Annotated in this window: 8 protein-coding genes; 2 read left to right on the forward strand and 6 right to left on the reverse strand. The window is 69.1% G+C overall.

Going from position 1 to position 19,857, the window contains the following annotated elements; all coding sequences use genetic code 11:
- Positions 1 to 658: 658 nt before the first annotated feature.
- The 6 genes from KGQ19_RS38590 to KGQ19_RS38615 form a co-directional block, all read right to left on the reverse strand.
- The gene (locus KGQ19_RS38590; protein ID WP_212018712.1) at positions 659 to 1,462 is read right to left on the reverse strand and encodes a hypothetical protein; all 804 of its coding nucleotides are present in this window, start codon (positions 1,460 to 1,462) and stop codon (positions 659 to 661) included.
- A 170-nt stretch (positions 1,463 to 1,632) separates the two neighbouring features.
- Entirely contained in the window at positions 1,633 to 2,016 is a 384-nt protein-coding gene (locus KGQ19_RS38595) for a DoxX family protein (RefSeq protein ID WP_212018714.1), read from the reverse strand.
- Between the two features lie 34 nt (positions 2,017 to 2,050).
- Entirely contained in the window at positions 2,051 to 2,968 is a 918-nt protein-coding gene (locus KGQ19_RS38600; RefSeq protein ID WP_212018716.1) for a hypothetical protein, read from the reverse strand.
- Positions 2,961 to 3,533, reverse strand: coding sequence for a SigE family RNA polymerase sigma factor (locus KGQ19_RS38605; RefSeq protein ID WP_212018718.1), 573 nt, complete (start codon positions 3,531 to 3,533; stop codon positions 2,961 to 2,963). The genes KGQ19_RS38600 and KGQ19_RS38605 overlap by 8 nt, the downstream gene beginning before the upstream one ends.
- Before the next feature lie 117 nt (positions 3,534 to 3,650).
- Entirely contained in the window at positions 3,651 to 6,155 is a 2,505-nt protein-coding gene (locus tag KGQ19_RS38610; protein WP_212018720.1) for a right-handed parallel beta-helix repeat-containing protein, read from the reverse strand.
- A gap of 25 nt (positions 6,156 to 6,180) precedes the next feature.
- Positions 6,181 to 18,213: a WXG100 family type VII secretion target gene (locus KGQ19_RS38615; RefSeq protein WP_212018722.1), complete on the reverse strand. Its 12,033-nt coding sequence runs from the start codon at positions 18,211 to 18,213 to the stop codon at positions 6,181 to 6,183.
- A 157-nt stretch (positions 18,214 to 18,370) separates the two neighbouring features.
- On the opposite strand from KGQ19_RS38615, the gene KGQ19_RS38620 reads away from it, so the two are divergent.
- Both KGQ19_RS38620 and KGQ19_RS38625 read left to right on the forward strand, forming a co-directional pair.
- A complete protein-coding gene (locus tag KGQ19_RS38620) occupies positions 18,371 to 19,468 on the forward strand; it encodes a hypothetical protein (protein WP_212018724.1) in 1,098 nt (365 codons plus the stop codon).
- 74 nt (positions 19,469 to 19,542) lie between these two features.
- Positions 19,543 to 19,854, forward strand: a complete 312-nt coding sequence (locus KGQ19_RS38625; RefSeq protein WP_212018726.1) for a WXG100 family type VII secretion target — start codon at positions 19,543 to 19,545, stop codon at positions 19,852 to 19,854.
- The last annotated feature ends 3 nt before the right edge of the window (positions 19,855 to 19,857 follow it).

A 19,857-nucleotide genomic window follows, 5' to 3' on the forward strand; every position in this document is an offset into this window, starting at 1 on the left:
CCTCGTTCCCTGCGTTTTGTATTTCTCCGGCTGGTTTTCGGTTCGTTCCCCTCGGTCGCGTCGGCAGGGCTTCGCCTACAGTGCCGGTGGCCGGGGGTCAAGTTCGCGCCATACGAAACCGCCGCCTGCCTGCATGTCCGCCGCGCGCGGACTTTACCCCCGGACACCGGTGCTGTACCCCCCGGGCTGACGACGCGACCGAGGGGAACGGACCGCACCACCTCACAGGCCGCAGCCGCTGAGACTCACCCAGCCACCCGAGGGAACCGCGCAAGTTTCCCTGAGGTTGCCGAGGCCCGCCGGAGGCCCGGCCCTTCATCACAGCTCTTGATCTTGCTGTTGATCTGGTCTTTGATCTGGCTCTTGCCCTTGTCCCAACTTGCTGGAGTTGAAGAGGCCTGAGGTGCGGCGGGGTTGTGAACGCGTGAACCGGCAGCCGACAAACACACCCACCACCCCGAACCCCGAACCGGCACAACTATGACCGAAGGCCGTAAAAATAGCCTTTCAACCCACACCCCAACCGCAACCCGGCCCACAAACTCCAGCCCCAGCAAACTCCACCCGCCGACCGGCACGTCGCGAACAACGTCGCGAACCACATCGCGAACTCCCGAGCAAAGCGCGAACTCCCGGGCAAACGTTGCCTGATACAGCGCTAGCTGATCGGCGTCGGCAGGTCCCCGGCCAGCAGCATCTGCGGGACCTGGGTGAAGGTCCAGCCGCCGCCGGACACGCGGGTGAAGACGTAGACGATGTCGAAGCGCTCGCCGGGCCAGGACTTCGGCGGGGCCGGTGTCACCGGGCCGAGGTGGGTGATGATGTCCGGGATGTGCTGGTGTTCCCAGGCGACCAGGGTCGGTCCCGAGGGTCCGGTGGGGCCCGTCAGCCAGCCGGCGAGCTCGGCTTCCTGGCCGACCGAGAACTGTGTGGAGAGGGTGACGCCGAGGGCCGCGGCCGTGGGGGTCACCGTCTCCTCGGGACGCTTGCTGTTGCTGCCGCCGGTGCCGGGCGCGGAGGCGGCCACAGTACCGGGGCGGGTCAGGCCGGCTCGGAGCGCGACCGGGTTGCCGGCCGCGTCGCGCGGGTCGAACAGGGCGGCCAGCGCGCCGGCGCGGGTCCAGCCTTGGATGGTGAGTGAGTGCGAGTCTTGTGTACCGTCGGAGGTGAGGCCGTACGGCGTGCCGGAGCCGGTGGGCTTCTCCGCGTGCCGGATGATCATCAGTACGTTGAGACCGCCGTGACCCGCGGGCGCGGCCTCGGCCTGGCCACCTGCGCTGGTGCTGCCCGTACTACCTGTGCCGCCCGCGCCGCCGGTGGTTCCTGTGCTGTCCGCCGACTCGGCGCTCTTGTCCTTGTGCTTCTTGCCGCCGCCGTCCGAGCAGCCGGCGAGGACCGGCAACGCCACGCCCGACGCCAACGCCGCGAGCGCACTCCGCCTGCCCAGGCCCCGCTCCGCCATCTTCGCCCGCCTTCATTCGTCTGGAGTTCACCTGCTCGCGGGTGAAGACTGCCCTGCGATGCAAGGTGGTTGCAAACGAGCGAACGCGGAGAGTGCGGAGTGCGGAGTGCGGAGTAGCGCGGAGAGCGCGCTCACCACGCTGGAGGAGCTGGAGGAACTGAAGCCCAGCGTCAGCGCTTCCCGGCGGCAGCAGATCCGGCCACCTTGAGCGCCCACCAGACAAGCGGCACCTGCAACGGCAGCCGCCCCAACGCCGCCGCCCGGGCCGGGGCCGGACGGTCGCGCCAGTCGCGGGCCATCTTGACGTTGGCCGGGAACACCGCGACGAACAGCCCCGCAGCCGCCTGCGCGCCCCGGCGACGCGACCCCGGGTTCGCGATCGCGGCGGCCACCGCAAATTCGGCGGCCCCGCTGATGTAGGTCCAGGCGCGCGGGCTTCCCGGCAGAGAGCGGGGCACCATCGCGTCGTAGGGGCGCGGCGCGACGTAGTGGGTGACGGCCGCTGCCGCGAGGAAGCCGGCGAGCGCGGCGGGCGAGGAGTTCAGCCGTGGCATGTCGGCGATCCTACGGCTCATCTGGCCCTACCGCTCAGCCCCAAGCACCAACCGACTTACGCGGGTCGGTAGGCGGCAGCTGGTACGGGTAGACGCCGTAAGGCAGGTAGTGCCCGGCGCCCTGGTCCAGGACAGTGCCGGCCGCGTCGTACGCCACGATGCGCGTGACGTCACCCGGGCCGGTGACCGGGAAGGTGATGAAGCGGAATCCCTTGACCTCGACGGTGTGGTAGGTCGTCGTGGTGCCGCCCGAGGTCACCGCGTAGTGGTCGACGCGGGGGTCGACGACGGTTGTGACGACGCCCTGGTCCGCGGCGTACCAGGGATCGACTACGGCGGGCTTGCCGGTGGCGATGGCGGAGGGCTGGGCAGGCAGGACCATCACGCCTACGCCGCCCTGTATCCCGTGGTCGTAGTTGGCCCTGACCCAGACCGGGCCCGAGGCGGGCAGGATGGAGGAGAAGTCGCCTTGGAGCACCGCCGGCATCACCTTCTTGAGGTCGGCCGATGAGGCGAAGACGGCGACCTTGACGGTCCATGCGTGGTCGCCGAGTGTCCCGGATCCGATTTGCACCGCACCTTCGAGCATCTTCTGGACGTCGTCCGCATTGGGGATGGGGATGTTCGGGACGCTGGACATCGCGGAAGGCGTGGGTGTGTCGGAGGATGAGGCGCCGGATGCGGCGGCTGCGCCCACCGGGCTGCTCGGGGCGCCTCCCGGGCCCCCCAGGCCGCCGGTCATGGACACCACTCCACCGGCCAGCACCGTCGCCAGCCCGACGACACCCACCGGGGTGGCCACGTGCCGTCGGCGCCGCAACGCCGCACCGCGCCGCCGCACCTCGGACGTGCGCGGCGTGTAACGGGCCCAGTCCTCCGACCGGGTCTGGTCGAGAATGCCGCCGCTCAGCGCTCCGATGTCATCGCTGTATTCAGAGCTGTATTCAGACATAAGAAGCCTCCGTGTTCGAAGAGGAAGGATCGGGATCGTCGGCGAGCAGCGTCGCCAGCGCCTTGCGGCCCCGGGCCAGCCGGGCCTTGACGGTGCCGGACGGCACGTCCAGCTGGGCGGCGATCTCGTCGACCGTCAGATCACCGATGTGGTAGAGCACCAGCGCCATCCGCTGGTTCATCGGCAGCGCGGCCAGCGCGTCGCGCACCGCGACGGTGTCCGGGTTCGGGCCTTGCGGGTCGCCGGTCACGCCGTGCCGGCGCAGGGCCCGCAGTCCCGCGGAGAAGTGCCGCCAGCGGGAGACGGCCAACCGGTACGCGGTGGTCTTGACCCAGCCGACCGGATCGCCGCCGCCGGTCGCGGTGATCCGGTCCCACCGGCTCCAGGCCCGGGCATACGCCTCCTGCACGCAGTCCTGGGCCTCGGACAAGTCGCCGATGACGAGATAGAGCTGGTGGATCAGCCGCGGAGCGGTGGCCGCGTACACGGCTTCGAATGACGACCGGCCCGGTGGCCCGACCGATGACCCGTCCGAGTCCGAACCGGGCGTCGTCTCTTCGCTCATGCGCAAGTCCCTTCGTCACCAAGCCGCAGAACCTTTCAAACACGTTGCACGCACTCGCAGTACGTGGGGTTGCATGTCTGACGGTCCGCGCTCGGCACGGCGACGACCCCGGCGCGGCTACCCGGGCACATCCTCCGCGCGCAGGTGGAACAGGTCCTCGGCGGACACGTCGGTCATCCCCGCGACCCGCTGCGCGTGCAGTTCGGTCATCTGCTGGAACACCTGCCGGGCGGCACGGCCGTTGCCGAAACCGGCGCCCTTCTTCACGGTCGAGAAGTACGCCGCCAGCGCCGCCTTGGCCGCCAGCGTCAGCTCGTACTGGTGCGTCTTGGTCTGGTGGTCGACGATCTCGACAAGTTCGTCCGGGGTGTAGTCCTCGAAGTTCAGCGTGCGGGAGAAGCGGGAGGCCAGGCCGGGGTTCACCGAGATGAACCGGTTCATGTCCTCGGGGTAGCCGGCGACGATCACGACCACGTCGTCGCGGTGGTCCTCCATCAGCTTGACCAGGGTGGCGATCGCCTCCTGGCCGAAGTCGTTGGACATGCCGGCCGGGACCAGGGCGTAGGCCTCATCAATGAACAGGACGCCGCCAAGTGCGCGGCGGAAGACCGCGGTGGTCTTCGGGGCGGTGTGTCCGACGTACTCGCCGACCAGGGTGCCGCGGTCGGCCTCGACCAGGTGGCCGGACTCCAGCATGCCCAGGACTGTCAGGATCCTGCCGTAGAGCCGGGCGATCGTGGTCTTGCCGGTGCCGGGGTTGCCGGCGAAGACCAGGTGCCGGCTCAGCGGCGGCGGGGCCAGGCCGGCCTCGGTGCGGCGCTTCACCATGCGCATCAGGTTGACCAGCGCGGCCACGTCCTGCTTCACCCGGGCCAGGCCGATCAGCGAGTTCAGTTCGGCGAGCAGGTCATCAATGGTCTCCGGGCTTGTGCTGTCGTCTTCGGCCCCGCTCTCCGAAGAGCCGTCCGCCGCGTCGGCGGAGGAAGAGGAAGACGAGGAGGCAGCGGAAGAGGAGGCCGTGACCACAACGCCGGAGACGGGCAGCGTCGAGATCTTCACGTTCTCGGTGACGCAGTCCTCGAACACCGGTCGCGCGTCCTCGCCGAGCGCCAGATCCTCGTTCACGTCCCGGATCCGGCACGCCCGGAACACCGGGTCCGCCTCGGACCCGACGTGCAGCGCCGGGAACTCGCTGGCCGAAACGGTGCAGCGGTCGAACAGGCCGTGCCCGCCGTCCTTGACGTAGATGCCGTTCTTCCCGGAGCCGGAGACCATCAGGGCGGTCACAGTCGGCGAGGCACCCTCCCACACCACCACACCGCTGCCGGCCGGATCGGTGATCTCGCAGTCCTCGATCCGCGCGGAGCTGCCGGTGTCGACGTAGACGCCCGCCGAACCGGCGTCGGTGATGTGGCAGGAGGACAGGATCGGGTTGCTGCCCTTGCCGATCTCGAAGCCGGCCCGCTCGGTGTCGGTGACGGAGACCAGCCGGAACAGGGGCCTGCGACGGGTCTGGATCGCCACCCCGACCCGGGCCGAGGAGATCTCGCACCGCGACACCTCGGCATCGCTCGCGCCGTCCATGTGGATCCCGCTCATCGCGGCCCCGGTGACCGTGCCGCCCTCGATCCGCAGCAGGGCCCGGCCGGCCGCCCGGAACCCGTGCTCCGGGGTGTCCTGGACGTGGCAGTCCTCGGCGCTGAGCGATGCCCGGTCGTCCGCGTGGTAGGCGCTGAACGCCGACCGCTCGACCCGGCAGCCGGCCAGCGTCAGCTCCGCGTCGCCGCCGGCGATGATCCCGTTGCCGCCGACGTCCCGCACCGTGGTGCCGGACACGGAGCCGCGGGCCTGCTGCCGGCAGGCGATACCGCTGCCGGTCGCTTCGGTGACTTCGCAGTCGTTCAGTTCCAGCGTGGCGGTGCCGCCGGCGAAGACGCCGGTGCGGCCGGTCCCGGTGACGCGGCTCCCGGACATCGTCAGCCGGGACGCCCCCTCGATCTGGACCGCCGCTTCGGCCACCTGCTCGAAGGTCGAGTTCGTCACCTGCGCGGCCGCGTTCCCCAGCAGCCGCAAGCCGATCCCGGCGGACGCGGTGACGCCGGAGTCGGTGATCCGCAGCTCCGCGTCGTCCACCCCGGCCACGCCCAGACCGCCGCTGTCCCGGATCTGACAGCGCTCCAGCGTGACCCGGCTCCGGTCGGCGGCCAGCACGCCGACGGCCGGGCTCTCGGACAGGGTGCACTCGCGGAACGCCGGCGCCGCGTCGCCCGAGGCCTCGATGCGCCCCTTCAGCACGGCGCAGCGGCCGAACTCGGGGGCGCCGGCGGTGACGCTCACCGCCACCCCGGTCCCGTCTCCGGCGTCGATGGTCACGCCCCACACCCGCACGTCGGCCGCGACCGTCAGCACCGGGCCGTCCGACCCGGGAACCGCCCTGATCACGATCTGCTCGGCCCGCACCCCGGCCGCGGCCACGAAGCTGAGCGGCCGGTCCAGCACCAGGGCCTCGCGATACTCCCCGGCCTCCAACACGAGCACCGCGCCCGGCTCCGCGGTCCGCACCGCCGCCTCGATGGCACCGTCCCCCCGGCGTCCGGCCGAGACGCGTATCGGGTCTGTCACTTGGTCATCCGTTTCCCTGAGCTGACTACGAAGAAAGCGGGGGCGTGAACTTCAGGTTCAGCCCGGGGGCCAGCACATCACCGATGAACCACTTCTCGAAAGCCTTTTCGCCGAATGTGATCAGAAGATCGGGAATCCCGCCCTGGTGGAAGAAGCGGCCCGAACCGAGTTGGTGCAGCGCGGTGCGCGGTCCGACCGCCAGCAGCCCGCCGACCAGCGAGCCGGCCATGCCCAGGCCGCCGGCCTGGAGCGCTTCCAGGCCGGACACCTTCACATGGTCCGCTCCGACTCCGAACACCGAGGCGTTGAAGGCGTTCAAGACCAGTCCGCTGATAGCGGTGGTCAGCAACCCGTTCACGCTGTAGTCGTAGAGGCCGGAGCGCCAACGGCGCGGGTTCTCGTTCCCGGCCCACTCGTTGTCCCAGGTCTTGTCGTGGTTGTAGGGGAAGCGGCCCCAGAACTTGCCGCTGTCCGTGTTGCCGATGCCGTCCTTGATCTTCTTCAGGAGCGTCTCCTGCAACAGCCCGGACGCGCCCTTCACCCCGGAGGAGACGGCGCCGCCGGCGAAGATCTTGCCCCAGTCGCCGCCGGAGAAGTTCCAGTTGTTGCTCGCACCGGTGACCAGGATGTTGGCGATGACGTCGAAGGCGTAGTCCTGGAGGAAGTCCAGGATCGCCTTCTGCGCCTGCTGGAGGCCCTGGCTGACGAACTTGCCCTCGATACCGTCGATGTTCCGGTACTCCAGCCGGTTCGGCTCCCGCCACATGCGGTTGTAGCCGCGGAACTCGGTGCCGCCGCCCCGGTATTCGTACTCGCGCCCGCCGGTCTTCCAGCCGCCGGTCCGCCAGCCGCCGCCGACGCCGAAGTCCGGCCGGATGCTCCAGCGGTCGAAGGTGTCCCGGATGTGGATGTAGCCGTTCAGCGACCGGTAGCGGAGCCGGGTGCCGTCGAGCAGGGTCTCGATCCACTGGCCGGAGGCGATGTGGGTCTCGCGGTAGATCGGGCGGTCGCCGGCCGTGACACCGACGAGGTCCTTCGTCCGGAACTTGCCGCCGTGGTCGAACTCCTTCCACACGTTCCGGTCCGGCACGCCGCCCTGGTCCGCGTAGATCCGGACCTTGCCGCCCGCGCTCTCGCGCAGCACCGGCGGGTCGATGAGGTTCCCGCGGTCCGCGACCGGGACGTCGCGCCAAATCTGGGGATCGGTTCCGGGCTTCGGGTCGCGGCCCCACGCGCCGTCGGTCTGCTTCCACTGCCGGATGGCGCCGCTGCCGGCGGACACCTCGCCGTCCAGACCGCGGATGTCGCTGTGCCAGTCGGCGCCGAGTCGGTACGCGGCAAGGCCGCGCCCCTTGTCCAGCGCGCGGATCTCCCTGATCAGCACCGGCTTCGCGGCCCCGGGCAGCATCTTGAAGTCGGCGAACGAGTCGTCCCAGCTACCCAGGCCCGGATGGCTGCGGAACGGGAACCGCAGTCCTTCATCGACTGTCCCGTCAACGTCGGTGACCTGCCATTTCCACTTGCCGGACAACGGATTCCCGCTGCCGATGACCACCTCGCCTTCGCCATTGGGGTGGGCCGTCGGGAAGTGGTCGGTGCGATCGATGATCAGGCCGATCGGATCGCGGGTCAGCGCGGCGTTCTGGCCGAGGTGGTAGGTGACGTTGCCGATGTCGTCGGTGGAGCGGACGACGGTGTGCGGCGCGTCGGCGAGCGTGTCCGTCCACTGATGTCCGGGGCCGAAGGTCCGGATGCCCTGGCTGATCACCTTCTTGTCGGAGCCGATCTGCTTCCAGTTCAGCGTGCGGCCGTCCAGCCGATTCAGGACGCCTCCACCGGTCGCACCGGTGGCCAGGTCGGCGACCGAGGCCCACTTGCCGGTGTCCAGGTTCTTGCCGATCTCCAGCTTGGTCCCGTCGTCCAGCTTCACCACCGAGCGCACCAGGACGCCGGTCTCGCCGATCCCGCCGTGGTGGACCGTCATGAAGTCGAACGTGGAGCCGTCCGGGGTCGCCACCCGCATGCCGCCGGCCCGCTGCACCGGCGCGGTGATCGGGGCGGCGCCGGGGCCCTCGGCGAGGATCTCGTGCTCGGTCCAGGAGTACAGCTGGAACCGGCTGTCCCCGCCGAACACACCGCCGGCCGGGAAGTCCACGCCGCCGAACAGGCCGCGGTTCGGGATGTCGAGCTCTGCGAAGTGCTTGGCGAACCAGGTCGGGACGCGCTGCTCGGCGACCCGCTGGAGCACCAGGATCCGGTTCGGGCCGATGAACTCGCTGGAGCCGGTCTCCTTGTCCTGGGGCGAGATCTCCTTGTAGGTGTAGCGGGTCTTGATCGGGTCGCCGGGCCTGCCGTCCAACAGGTCGATGGTGTGGTCCTGGAAGTGCAGGCTGTGGCTCCATCTGCTGAAGACGCTCCACTGCTTGGCGACGACCACCTCGATACGCGCGCCGGGCTCGCCGAAGGACAGGGTGTCGTGCCAGCCGTCGCTGCCTTCGTACTCGCGGATGCCCTTGGCCAGGAAGTTGCCGTCCTTGTCATAGCGGTTCCAGACCCATACGCCGCGCAGGTTCCCGATGCCGCGTTCGGCGCGGATCAGGCCCTTGTCGAGCGTGACGCGGTAGTCGCGGGCCAGCGAGCCGTTCTCGTAGAAGTCCTTGAAGACGGCGCCGTCGGCGTTGGTGCCGTAGACGCGCTTGCCGGAGTAGAGCAGATCCCGGGTCGGGCCGTCTCCCTGCCATTCGAACCAGTGGCGCTTGCCGTCCTGGGCGCGGAACACCTCCACGAACCGGCCGTCGCCCAGGTTCTCCTTCAGGTAGAAGGGCTTCTTGTCCTCGCCGATGAGGGCGATGTCGCCGTTCGGGCGGATCGTGACCGGGCCCTTGCCCAGGTACGGGCCGCGAGTGCCGTCCCACAGGTGGGCGGCGCCGTCGGGGTCGGTGGCCGAGAGCTTCACCCAGCGGCTGTTGAGGTGGTCGATGGCGTAGACGTCGCCGTTCGGATGGCCGGCCCGGTCCAGGACGGTGATCTGCGACCAGGGGTTCGCCGGGGACGGCGGCGAGATGTCGTGGACGGCGTCGGCGAAGGCGGTGGCCGATGTGATGACGCGGTCCGGGTCCGGGGTGGACCACGGGTTGTGGGTCAGCGGGTCGACGTCGAAGACCGGCTCGACGCCCGGGACCGTGGTGCCGGTGGTGACCAGGTCGCCGGTTGTCAGGTCGGTCGTGACCGGGTCGGTGGTTGCCGGGTGGGTGCTGACCGGGTCGATGGTTGCCGGGTCGGTGGTGACCGAATCGCCGGTTGTCAGGTGGGTGGTGACCGGGTCGGGCTTCGGAGGGACGAGGTCGGTGGTGGGCTGCTTCACCACGGGCGGCGGCACGACGGCCCGGTCCTCGAAGACGAAGGTGGTGGCGGCCTGCGTGAAAGCCGAGTCCAGCAGACTCTGGTGGTCTGGGTAGTCCGTCAGCCCGCCGTCCTCGGGGTCGTAGACCCGGACCCCGCCGCCGTCGAGCAGCACGGCTGCCTTGGCGTGGCCGCCCGTCGAGAAGACGATCCGGGTCCCGTCCGGCAGCCCGGCCAGCCGGATGGGGAATTCCTCGGCCCCCACCCGGATCGCGGGGCGGTCGCCGCTCAGCGCCGCCACCGTGTAGTCGTCGATCATCGTGTTCGAGCCGTGGGCACCGTGCGCGTCGCCGGTCATCCACTGCGTGACGGTGTGCACGGCGTCGTCCTGGACAGGCCCGCCGAGATCCTTGAACCCGAGCGGGAGATCGTGCCCGGTCCGGGTGAGCCAGTGCACTGACAGATAGCCGCAGAACTGGCCGAGCGACTGCGCGTCGCCGGTCGTCGCCCGCACCTGGAGGTGCAGATGGTCCTCGAGGTTCGGCGCCACCAAGAACGGGTTCTGCAGCACCGGGTTGTGCGGGTCGTCCTGGACCGTGACGTGGTAGTCCCGGTCCCCGATCGCGAAGTTCAGATCCCGCGCCCAGGAGGACACGGTCGCGTCGGCCATCTCCAGGTCGGGCAGCTCGACGTGCAGGTCCGAGCGCGGCAGGCCGAGCAGCTTCATCGCCGAGAACAGGTCGGAGCCGAGCGGGTAGGAGACGCCCGCGTCGTCGCCCGGCAGGAACAGTTTGAAGCTGGCCTTCCCGTCCGGCACCGGATCGGAGGACAGGTCCTTCGGCGCGTCGGTCCAGAAGTGGTTCGCCGAGATGATGTCGTCCACGACGTCCACACCGCGCGGCACGTCGCCGGTGAAGGTGAGCGCGGGCCGGTCGTCGAGCGAGTTGATGTTGTGGGTGGCGCCGATGGTCGGCACGTCCAGCCGGGTCCGCAACATCTCGGCGACGCCCTCGGCACCGCACCCGATCACCAGGATCGGCATGCCGGGCCGCCAGTCGGTGACGCCGGAGACGAGGAAGTCGTGCGCCAGCCCGGCCGGCAGCAGCTTGCCGTTGACGAACAGCTCGTCCGAGGGCTTCTCGAAGTGCGTCATCAGGCGGAACACGCCCTCGAAGCGCGGAACGCCGTCCGAGAGGCGAAGGTCGGCGGGGCGGTTGGAGAGCAGGAGGCTGTCGTTCAGGACGTAGCCGTGGCCCGGCAGCTCCGGGTGGAAGAACTTGTTGTCCTGGACGTAGGCGCCCGTGGGTGTGACCTCGGCTTCCATCGGGGTGTGGACTTCGAGGTCCGGCACGTCGGCGCCCACGTCGGTCGGCTCGTGCATCACGACATCGACACTGACGTCGGCATCGGCAGCGACATCGGCATTGACGTCGGCATTGACGTCGGCATTGACGTCGGCGTTGACATCGACACTGACGTCGGCATCGCGGTCGCCCAGGATCAGCTTCTCGATCCCGTGGATGAGGTCGTCGATGTCCTTGCCGGCGTCGGCGCTCCAGGTCCCGGTGGTCCCGACCAGGCCGGAGATCCACTTCTCGAAGACGTCCAGGTCCTTGAGCGTCGGCGCCTCCAGCCCGGTCAGGACGTTCACCGCGTCCTGGATCTGCGGACCATGCGGGCCCTGTTCCCAGATCTTCCGGCTGGCCATGCCGAGCGCCCGCACGTTCGCGTCGTTGCCGACCGCCATCAGGTCGGAGAAGTCTCGCCACTGGGCAAGATGCGTGTCGATCTTCGCCAGGTTCGCGACGATGCCCAGGCGGGTCGGGCCCGACGTGTCCTTGAACAGGTCCTGCTTGGCGAACGCGTACAGCATGTTCTTCATCGGCGGGTTCTTGCCGCCGAGCGCGGCGCCCCAGTCGGCGAGCTGGTCCAGGAAGTGCGCCCCGCCGTCCGGCCCCGCGTGGTCAGGGCCCTGATAGAGCAGTGCCTTTCCAGCGGACAGCGCGTCGCCGGCGCCCTTGGCGCCGGTGGTCAGCACCAGCGGCTCGCTGACCTTGAGGAACGGCTTGAGCGACGCGGCGTCGCCGAGCAGGGTCAGGCGGATGCGGACGCCGTCGGTGACGCCGGTGTTGAGGGTTCCGACCGGGGCGCCGGACCCCATCGCGTCGTCGAAGCGGACGATGTCGATCTCGGACGCGCCCGCCGCGCCGAACCGGTCCTTGAGGTCGCCCAGCGCGCGGGTGTCGGACAGCGCGACCGCCCAGTGGTCCGCGTAGCCGGCACCGACGTGCACGATGTCCACGGTCGGCGTGCCGCCGCGCTCGATCCGCGTGATCACGTCCACGAAGTCGTGTCCGGCCGACGGGTTCGCGACCGAGCCCGCGTCGCTGTGGCCGAAGTACAGGCGGCGCGGCGCCGTACCGCCCGGGAACAGATGGGCCTTCAGCGCCGATCCGATGTCAGGGTCCTGCTTGAAAGCCGTCAGCCGCCAGTCCCGCGCGGCCTGCGGGTCCTTCGCCTCCAGACCGGTCAGGTTCCGCAGATAGCTGCGCAGATCCTGGTCGATCGGGATGCCGTTGGACTTCCAGTCCACGCCGATACCGGTGAGATGTCCGTCCTGCGGCAAAGCCGCTTTCAGCGACTCCGGCGGCGGCAGGTGCGCGGCGAACACCTTGTCGGCGAAGGCCTTCAGCCCGCCCTGGACCGCGGCCGGCCCGTCGCCATGCGCGGCCAGCTTGTCCAGGTAGTCCAGGGTCGAGGTGGACAAGGCCGGATCGAATCCGAGCCGGCGCATGGCCTGGTTGAAGTCCGACCCGAGCAGGTAGGGCTCGATCTCCTTGTCGCCGGGCAGGAACAGCTTGAACCGCGCGCCGCCGTCGGGACCGGCTTGGAGCACATCCGGGGTGGGCCGCCAATCCGGCTGGTTCATCCGCCGACTCGGCCCGTCCAGGCTCCAGTCCGGCTTTCCGGTGTAGTTGAACCCGTCGTGCGTCATGACGAAGGTGTCGGTCTCGCCGACCGTCGGGGTGTGCAGGTCGGTGCGCAGCGCCGCGGCCAGGTCCTCGGCCCCGCAGCCGACCACGACGATCAGCTGGCCCTCGCGCCAGGGCAGCAGCCCGGACTTGAAGTAGCCCGCGACCAGGTTGTGCGGCACCGAGACGTCGTTGACGTGGGCCTGGCCCTTGGCGTCGTCGAAGTGCGTGACGAGCTTGAAGACACCGTCGTAGGCCGGCAGCTTCGCGGCCAGCGCGATGTCCTCGGGCCGGTTCGACAGCAGCAGGCCGCCGGGCAGGATCCGGCCGCCGCCGGGCAGATCGGGGTGGCTGAACACGTCGCCGTCGATGCCGGGCTCGGCACCGCCCGGATGCGGATCCGTACCCGGATGATCGGATCCGCCGTCCATCGCCTTCCCCCAGTCGGCGGGCAGGGGATCCATGTGCGCCTGCCCGGCCGCGTCGAAGCGGAAGGTGATGACCGCCGGATCGGACTGGCCGAGGAAGTGGCCGGGGATGACCAGATCGCTTTGGATGAGCCGTTTGGCGTTGGTCCAGGGCGCGTTGAAGGCAGCCTCGATGTGCTCGACCAGCCGGCCGAAGTCGCCGCTGACTTCCTTGAGGAGCCCCGGCGACTTGCTGAGGTCCACGACCACCCGGACGTTCTTGTCGCCGTAGGCCAACAGCTTGGAGTCGACGGAGCCGCGCACCCCGGTGCCGACGTCGGCGAAGTTCTTCACCTCGGTCTTCAAGTGGTCGCCGACGTTCGTGACCGAGGCGTAGAACGTCACGGCGTCGTCGCCGACGCCGTTCACGCCGCGCTGCGGGAACGCGCCGTCCGGCCCGGGCAGCAGATAGTCGGGCTTCTTCCCGCTGGCGTTGAACGGCCACGGCCGCAGGCCGCCGTCACCTCCGCGCACCTCGGCGATGAGCTTGGCGTTGACCGATTCCAGGGCGTCGTTCAACGCCGAGGACGGGAACGCGCTCCCGGCCGGCCGGCCGGTCTTGGGGTTGATCTTGATGTGGTGGTCGAAGAGGTTGCCGAGCAGCGGCCGGGCGTCGATCGAGGACTTCCCCGGATCGGCCAGGCTCGTGTGCAGCGCGTCGAGGTCGGCTTTCAGCTGGACCTTTCCGTCCTGGTCGAGCTTGTTGTACAGCTTGGTGATGAGCCCGTTGCCGCCGACGGCCTTGCCGTCCTTGACCGTGCCGATGCTGAAGATGCCCTTGCCGGTGAACATCTCGTCGACCTCGCCGTGCCAAGCCGCGTTCCAGCCGCCCATGTCGCCCGACCGGGCCCACGTCCCGGCGATCGGCGAGGACTCCGGGTGCGGCTGGGGAACAACCGGCCGGCTGTCCAACGGCCGCGCGTCATAAGGCTGCACTTCCAGCGACGTCTTCGGAATCCGCGCGCCGGGCCCGTTGGTGAACACATCAGCGCCCTGCTGTTCCTTGGCCAGCCAGCCGTCGGCGTCGCGGCCGTTGCCCCACACGTCGTGGAACCCGTGCGTGAACTCCACCCGGAACTGCTGCGCGAGGTGGTCGAACTTCGCGCCGTCGCCGAGCAGTTCGGGGGCGTGCGACAGCTCGTCGAGCAGGCGCGCCTCGAAGTCCAGGCGGCCGGGGACGGCCGAGACCAGGGTGCCGAGCCGGCCGTCGATCCCGGCCAGCACCGAGCGGATCGCCTTGGCGTCCCCGCCGGCACCGGTCCAGAACGTGTCAGGGATCTTCGACGCCTCCTTGGCGTCGGCGTCGAACTCCTCGCGGACCCGGCCGAGGTCGCCGTCGGTCAGATCGCGCAGCCCGGCCGGGCCGTGCCAGTCCTGCAAGCCGCGGTCGAACCCCTCGCCGGCGGCGTCCAGGCGCGAGGAGATCCGCAGTTCCAGATCGAAGCGCGACGGCAGGTGGTCGGCCAGGGCGTCGATGATCGGCTTCGCCTCGGCCCCGCCCAGATGGTCGGTGAGGTTCCGGGAGATGTTCCGGAACTCCGTGGCCAGGTCGGTGAGGCGGTCGGCGGAGAGCCCGGCGTCGATCGGGACGTCGTGGCCGAGCCAGTCCCCGTAGGCCTTCTCGAACGCGTCGGCCTCGATCTTGCCGAGTCCGGCCTCCTTGTCGAGCTTCGCGCCCAGGCCGGTGAGGTAGTCGTCCAGGCCCTTGCCGAACGCCGCGACGTCCAGGCCGCCGCCGTCGCCGAGGCCGCGGCGCGCCCCGCCGAGCAGATCCGCGAGGTGCGCGTCGAAGTCCTCGGTGATCTTGGTGAAGCCGAAGAACGCGGGGGTCTTCCCGGTCTCGGCGGCCCAGCCCTTGATCCCGTCCTGGAACTTCAGGTTCGCCTGTCCCTTGAGCGCCGCCGCCTCGGGGCCGGAGGCCAGCCGGTGGTCGGCGCCGTCGAGCAGGTTCGCGGTGAGTTTGCCGAAGGCCGCCTGGTCGTTCAGGACCGCCGGGCCCGCGTCCCGCAAGGCCTTGTCGAACTCGTCCTTCAGCGCCTTCAAGTCGGCGGGTGCGACCGGGCCGTGGTCCTCGCCCCACTGGTCGATCTTGTCGTCCAGCTTGCCGATCGCGATGTCGATCTTCGGCGCGATCTGCTTCTCCAGCTGGATCTTCGGCTGGAAGTCCTTCGCCAGATCGATGCGGGTCTGGCTCCAGGCGGTGTCCTTGTCGATCGGGTGCAGGTGGCCCAGGGTGTTGCCGAAGACGTCGCCGTTGTCCTTCTCCCAGGACAGCCAGTTCTTCGCCACGTCCGGGGTCATGCCGTGCGGCATACCGTTGGGCAGGCTGTGCGTGGACAGGTAGTCCACCACGACGGTCTCGCGGAACTTGGCGGCGTCGGCCGGGGCGCCGTCGAAGGCGTGCGCCGCGTCGGCCAGCACGGTGCGCAGGTCGGCCTCCAGCCCGATCCGGCCCTCGAAGTTCTTGAGCACCTGGTTGTAGATCTGGGGCCGCGAACCCGGCGGGATCTTGCGCAGGTCCTGGGTCAGGTCCTGGAAGAGCTTCTGGAAGCCGGCGTCGCCGAGCAGTGCCGCGCCGTGCGGGTTCGCGGTGGCCCAGTCGGAGGCGATGCCCCGGCCCTTGAGCCCGTTGGTGTTGATCTTGGAGACCTTGACCAGCTGGTCGACCAGTTTGTCCTCCAGGCCGTGGGTCAGGGCGTGGGCCAGCCCGGCCTGGATCTGCGGGGTGAACTTCAGGTCGTTGGCCTTGGCGTTGTGGAAGAGCTGGTCGGCGCTGCCCAGGATGTCCTGGCGGATCTGCGCGAGCTCGGCCGGCGGCAGCTTGCCCGCGATCTCGGCGTTCTCGCCGAGCCCGTGCTCGAACGCCACGCCGACCCTGCGCATCCAGTCGTCGCGCTCCATCGCCTTGCCGAGCGCGTTCTGCAGGTCGGCGCGCAGGGTCTGCTTGAGGGCGGACATGTCGACGCCGGGAGCGAAGGCGGCGTTCTTGCCCGACCAGGCCCGGTCGAACCCGGCCCCGATCCGGGCGTCGATCTCCAGGTCGAACTTGACCTTGCCGTCGATGCTCAGGTGGCCGTAGCCGGGGTCGTCCCGGATCTCCCTGCCGATGCCGTCGATCCAGCCGGTCCGCTCGAACTGCCGGGAGAACTGCTTGGGCAGATTGCCGATCAGCCGGTCGACCTGGAGGTCGGACAGCCGGGGATCGACCACTCGCGGATCGCGCCAGCCGGTGTGCACGTCCTTGATCTGGGCCAGGAAGTCGGTCCCGATCTTGTTCAGCGCGTCCGGGCCGACCTTGCCGGTGTAGAGCGCGACCTGCTGGTCGAAGGCCTGCTTGCCGAGCGCCAGGTGGTCGGTCAGGGAGATGACGCCGTTCGGGGCGGCCACCGCGATCGGTTCGGCCCGGACCGCGACGTTCTCCATGCCCACGCCGTGCAGCGCGCCGGTCGCGCCGGCCAGGCTGTGATCGACGTCGCCGGTCAGCGCCTTGACGTCGGCCATCGACTGCTCGGCGAGGTTCGCGCCCTTGGCGTCGGCGTTCTTGACCAGGCTGAGCACGTCGTGGATCGGGGCCACGGCGACCTCGCCGAGCTTGGCGGTGCTCAGTTCGACCCGCGGCAGCGCGGTGTTCAGGTCGACGCCGGCCAGGTGCTCCACGCCGGTGACCGCGGGCACCTTCGTGACCCCGAGCTCCTTGGCGACGGCGCTGAGCGAGATGTCGTCGCCGATCTTCACCACCGCGATGCTCTCGGCGTGGGTCAGGTTGCTGATCTCGATCGGCTTGAAGGCGCCGTCCAGCATCTCGATGCCGTGGATCGGCACCGCGCCGGAGCCGGTGATCGGGAGCTTGCCGAGATTGCCCAGGTTGCCCAGGTCCAGGTGGGTGTCCGGAAGGCCGTTCTTGACCAGGGAGTTGATGGTGTCGATGTCGTTGATCTTGACCGCGGTCAGGAACTTGTCCGGGACCAGGAGCGTGCCGTTGGGCATCTGCACCCAGGTGGTACCCGCGTCGGGCTTGAAGTCGTGCATGGCCTTCACGTCGACCACGATCTTGGCGAGCATGTCGCCGGACAGGTTCAGGCCCTTGGTGAGCTGGAAGAGCGTGAACTTGTCGTCGAGCATCTTGTCCACCGTCACGATGCCCGGCAGGGTGCGCTCGAAGGAGCGCCACAGCGCGCCGGTGAAGTCCAGGGCCGTGAACTCGTCCTTGGTCACCGGCAGGAACAGCCGGACGAACCGGCCGGTGCCGATCTCGGTCAGCACGAAGTCGACGCCCTTGCTGATCCCTTCGCCCAGGTACTTGATCCCGGTGACCAGGAACTCGTCGACCATCGTGAACTTGTCGAAGGTCAGCACGGCGATCTTGCCGATCACGTTCGGGAACGTCAGGACCTTGTCGAAGACCCACATCCCGCCCTTGAGGGCCAGCGCGCCGATCACCTTGATCGAGCCGATCAGCCCGATCGTGGTGAAGTCCACGAGCAGGGTCTGGATGTGCTCGAACACGTTCACCACGCCGCCGCCGAACCGGTCGGCGGCCCCGATGATCTTGATCATCCCGTTCTTCAGCATGTTCGCGATGTCGCCGCCGATGCCGCGGGTCATCGGGGCGACGATGCCCAGGAAGCTCAGGAACAGGCCGAGGAAGTTGGCGTCGCCCTTGGCGAAGTCGACGATGGTCTTGATGAACAGCGCGATGTTCGCCATCCAGGCCACGATCGCCAGCGGGCCGCCGAAGATCAGCCCGAGGATGCCCAGGGCCAGCGCCAGCCACTGGAACGCCTCCCAGAAGATCTCCGAGGAGGTCAGCGCGCTGGCCAGCTTGCCCTGCGCGTCGGCGATCGCCGAGGCCGCGGTGTTGGCCGCCGCGGTCAGGTCGGTCCCGGCCTGTTTCGCGGCGTTCGTGTACTGCGTCAGGCCGGGGTCCTTGTCCGGCAGGCCCTGGGCCTTGGTCAGCGCGGTGTCGGCGTCGCTCTGGTGCTGGGCCAGGGCATTGAGATAGGTGTGCAGGGCCGGCGCGGCCTCGTCCATGCACTGCTGCATGCCGCGGAAGAACTTCTGGAGCTGGTCGCTGATCTGCCCGCGCAGCGCGTCGGCGGACTTGCCGGTCCACCCGCCGTCGACGTTCTTGACGATCGCGTTGATCGTCACCTCCATCTGGTCGGCGCTGTCCTTGATGCTGTCCAGCGCCTTGCACACCGCCGCCATCGTGGGCTGGTCCCCGGGCGTGGGGTCCTGGTCCAGTCCGAGCTTGGACCAGTCTGTGGGCCGGGCCACGCGGCCTCCTCAGGTTCGTCGCGGTGTTCCGAACGGGGGTACGCATCCGGGCCCGCGGATGGTTCGCCCGATCCGGTGCCGGAACCGAGAACCTTTTCCGGCGGCCGGTGCGTACCACCGGTTGAGGCGAGGGGAAGCGAAGGGAAGGGGACAGGCCTTGGCGGACGACGACCCGACGCAGCTGGCTTCCGGCGTGAAGATCCAGATCGACTACACGCAGCTCAAAACGGCTGCCGACAACATGGACCAGCTGAAGGACCACCTCGACGCGACGCTGTCGGCGTTCAAGACCAACATCACCGACAGCCACATGGAGGGCACCACCATCTACGGCGGCGACTTCAGCGGCAGCGGCAACGCGCACCTGAACGAGAAGCTGTACGACTTCTACAACCGGTTCACCGACATCGCGAGCGACGCGAAGACCAAACTCGGGAACCTGTCCCAGACCTTCCGGACCGTGGCCCTGCAGTTCCTGGACAACGACCTCGGCGTGGCCGCGAGCGTCAACTACCAGAACTACCAGTACCTGCTGAACGCCTGGATCGGGAAAGAGGCCGCCTTCCAGCACTACCAGCGGACCAAGGACGACGAGACCACGTTCATCACGTACGACGAGAACGGCAACCCGGTCACCAACCACATCCCGATGTGGGGCCAGGGCAGCCCGGTCCCGCAGGACCCCGGCGCCGTGCCGATGGCGTACACGAACACCTCGGACTTCAACAACTCGCTGTTCGGCCTGAACGTCCTCACCGACGGCGACAAGGCCCCCTTCCCGAACCTGCTCAGCGACGCCAAGGCATTCGACGCCGGCGCGGTGTCGATGACCACGACCGTCAAGACGATGGACCACGGCGTCCTGGACGCCAACGACGGCCCGAACCCGCCGACGAACGCGCAGAACCCGGTCACCCAGGAGGACACCACGGTGACCTACGACGGCGGCACCTACACCGAGAGCACCACGCTCTACCCGGACCACCCGTTCAACTACACAAGCCACATCACCCACGCCGACGGCACCACCGAGACCTCCTCCTGCACCGCCAACCCCGACGGCAGCAACGCGCTGTGGACCTCCGACACCAAGAACACCGACGGCTCGACCAGCACCTACAAGTGGACCGGGGACGCCAGCAAACCCGGCGACCGGCACCGCGTCAACGTGCCGGACCCGAAGGACAAGGGCGACGGCCAGGGCACCGGCGGAGTCCCGCGCGGCACCGGCGGCGGTGGCCACGCACTCATCTGATCCAACCGGCGCTGATCCACCGGCCCCGACGAACAAGTCCCCCGCGAACAAGTCCCCCACGAAAGGCGAACCCCATGGTCAGCAACGTCAACGTCAACAGCGACGACATCAAGACCGCGACCTCGCAGCTGGACTCACAGGTCGCGATCATCATCCCCGAGCTGAACAACCTCATGGCCTCGGTCAACGGCCTGCTGGGCTCGCGAGACGGCGGCCTGTTCCTGACCCAGTCCAGCCCGGCGTTCAAGACCGCCTACCAGAGCTTCAACACCTCGCTGGTAAACGCCGTCCACACCATCAGCTCGTTCTCCCAGCAGTTCACCAGCATCGCCAACAGCATCATCGGCATGGACCAGGCGATCGCCGACAGCATCAACAAGAAGTGACCC

The organism is Catenulispora pinistramenti (assembly GCF_018274385.1).
Lineage (GTDB): Bacteria > Actinomycetota > Actinomycetes > Streptomycetales > Catenulisporaceae > Catenulispora > Catenulispora pinistramenti.

Bases quoted from the DNA above. Each gene is read 5' to 3' on its own strand.
- KGQ19_RS38590 (WP_212018712.1), bottom strand. From the start codon at position 1,462: ATGGCGGAGCGGGGCCTGGGCAGGCGGAGTGCGCTCGCGGCGTTGGCG.
- KGQ19_RS38595 (WP_212018714.1), bottom strand. From the start codon at position 2,016: ATGCCACGGCTGAACTCCTCGCCCGCCGCGCTCGCCGGCTTCCTCGCG.
- KGQ19_RS38600 (WP_212018716.1), bottom strand. From the start codon at position 2,968: ATGTCTGAATACAGCTCTGAATACAGCGATGACATCGGAGCGCTGAGC.
- KGQ19_RS38605 (WP_212018718.1), bottom strand. From the start codon at position 3,533: ATGAGCGAAGAGACGACGCCCGGTTCGGACTCGGACGGGTCATCGGTC.
- KGQ19_RS38625 (WP_212018726.1), top strand. From the start codon at position 19,543: ATGGTCAGCAACGTCAACGTCAACAGCGACGACATCAAGACCGCGACC.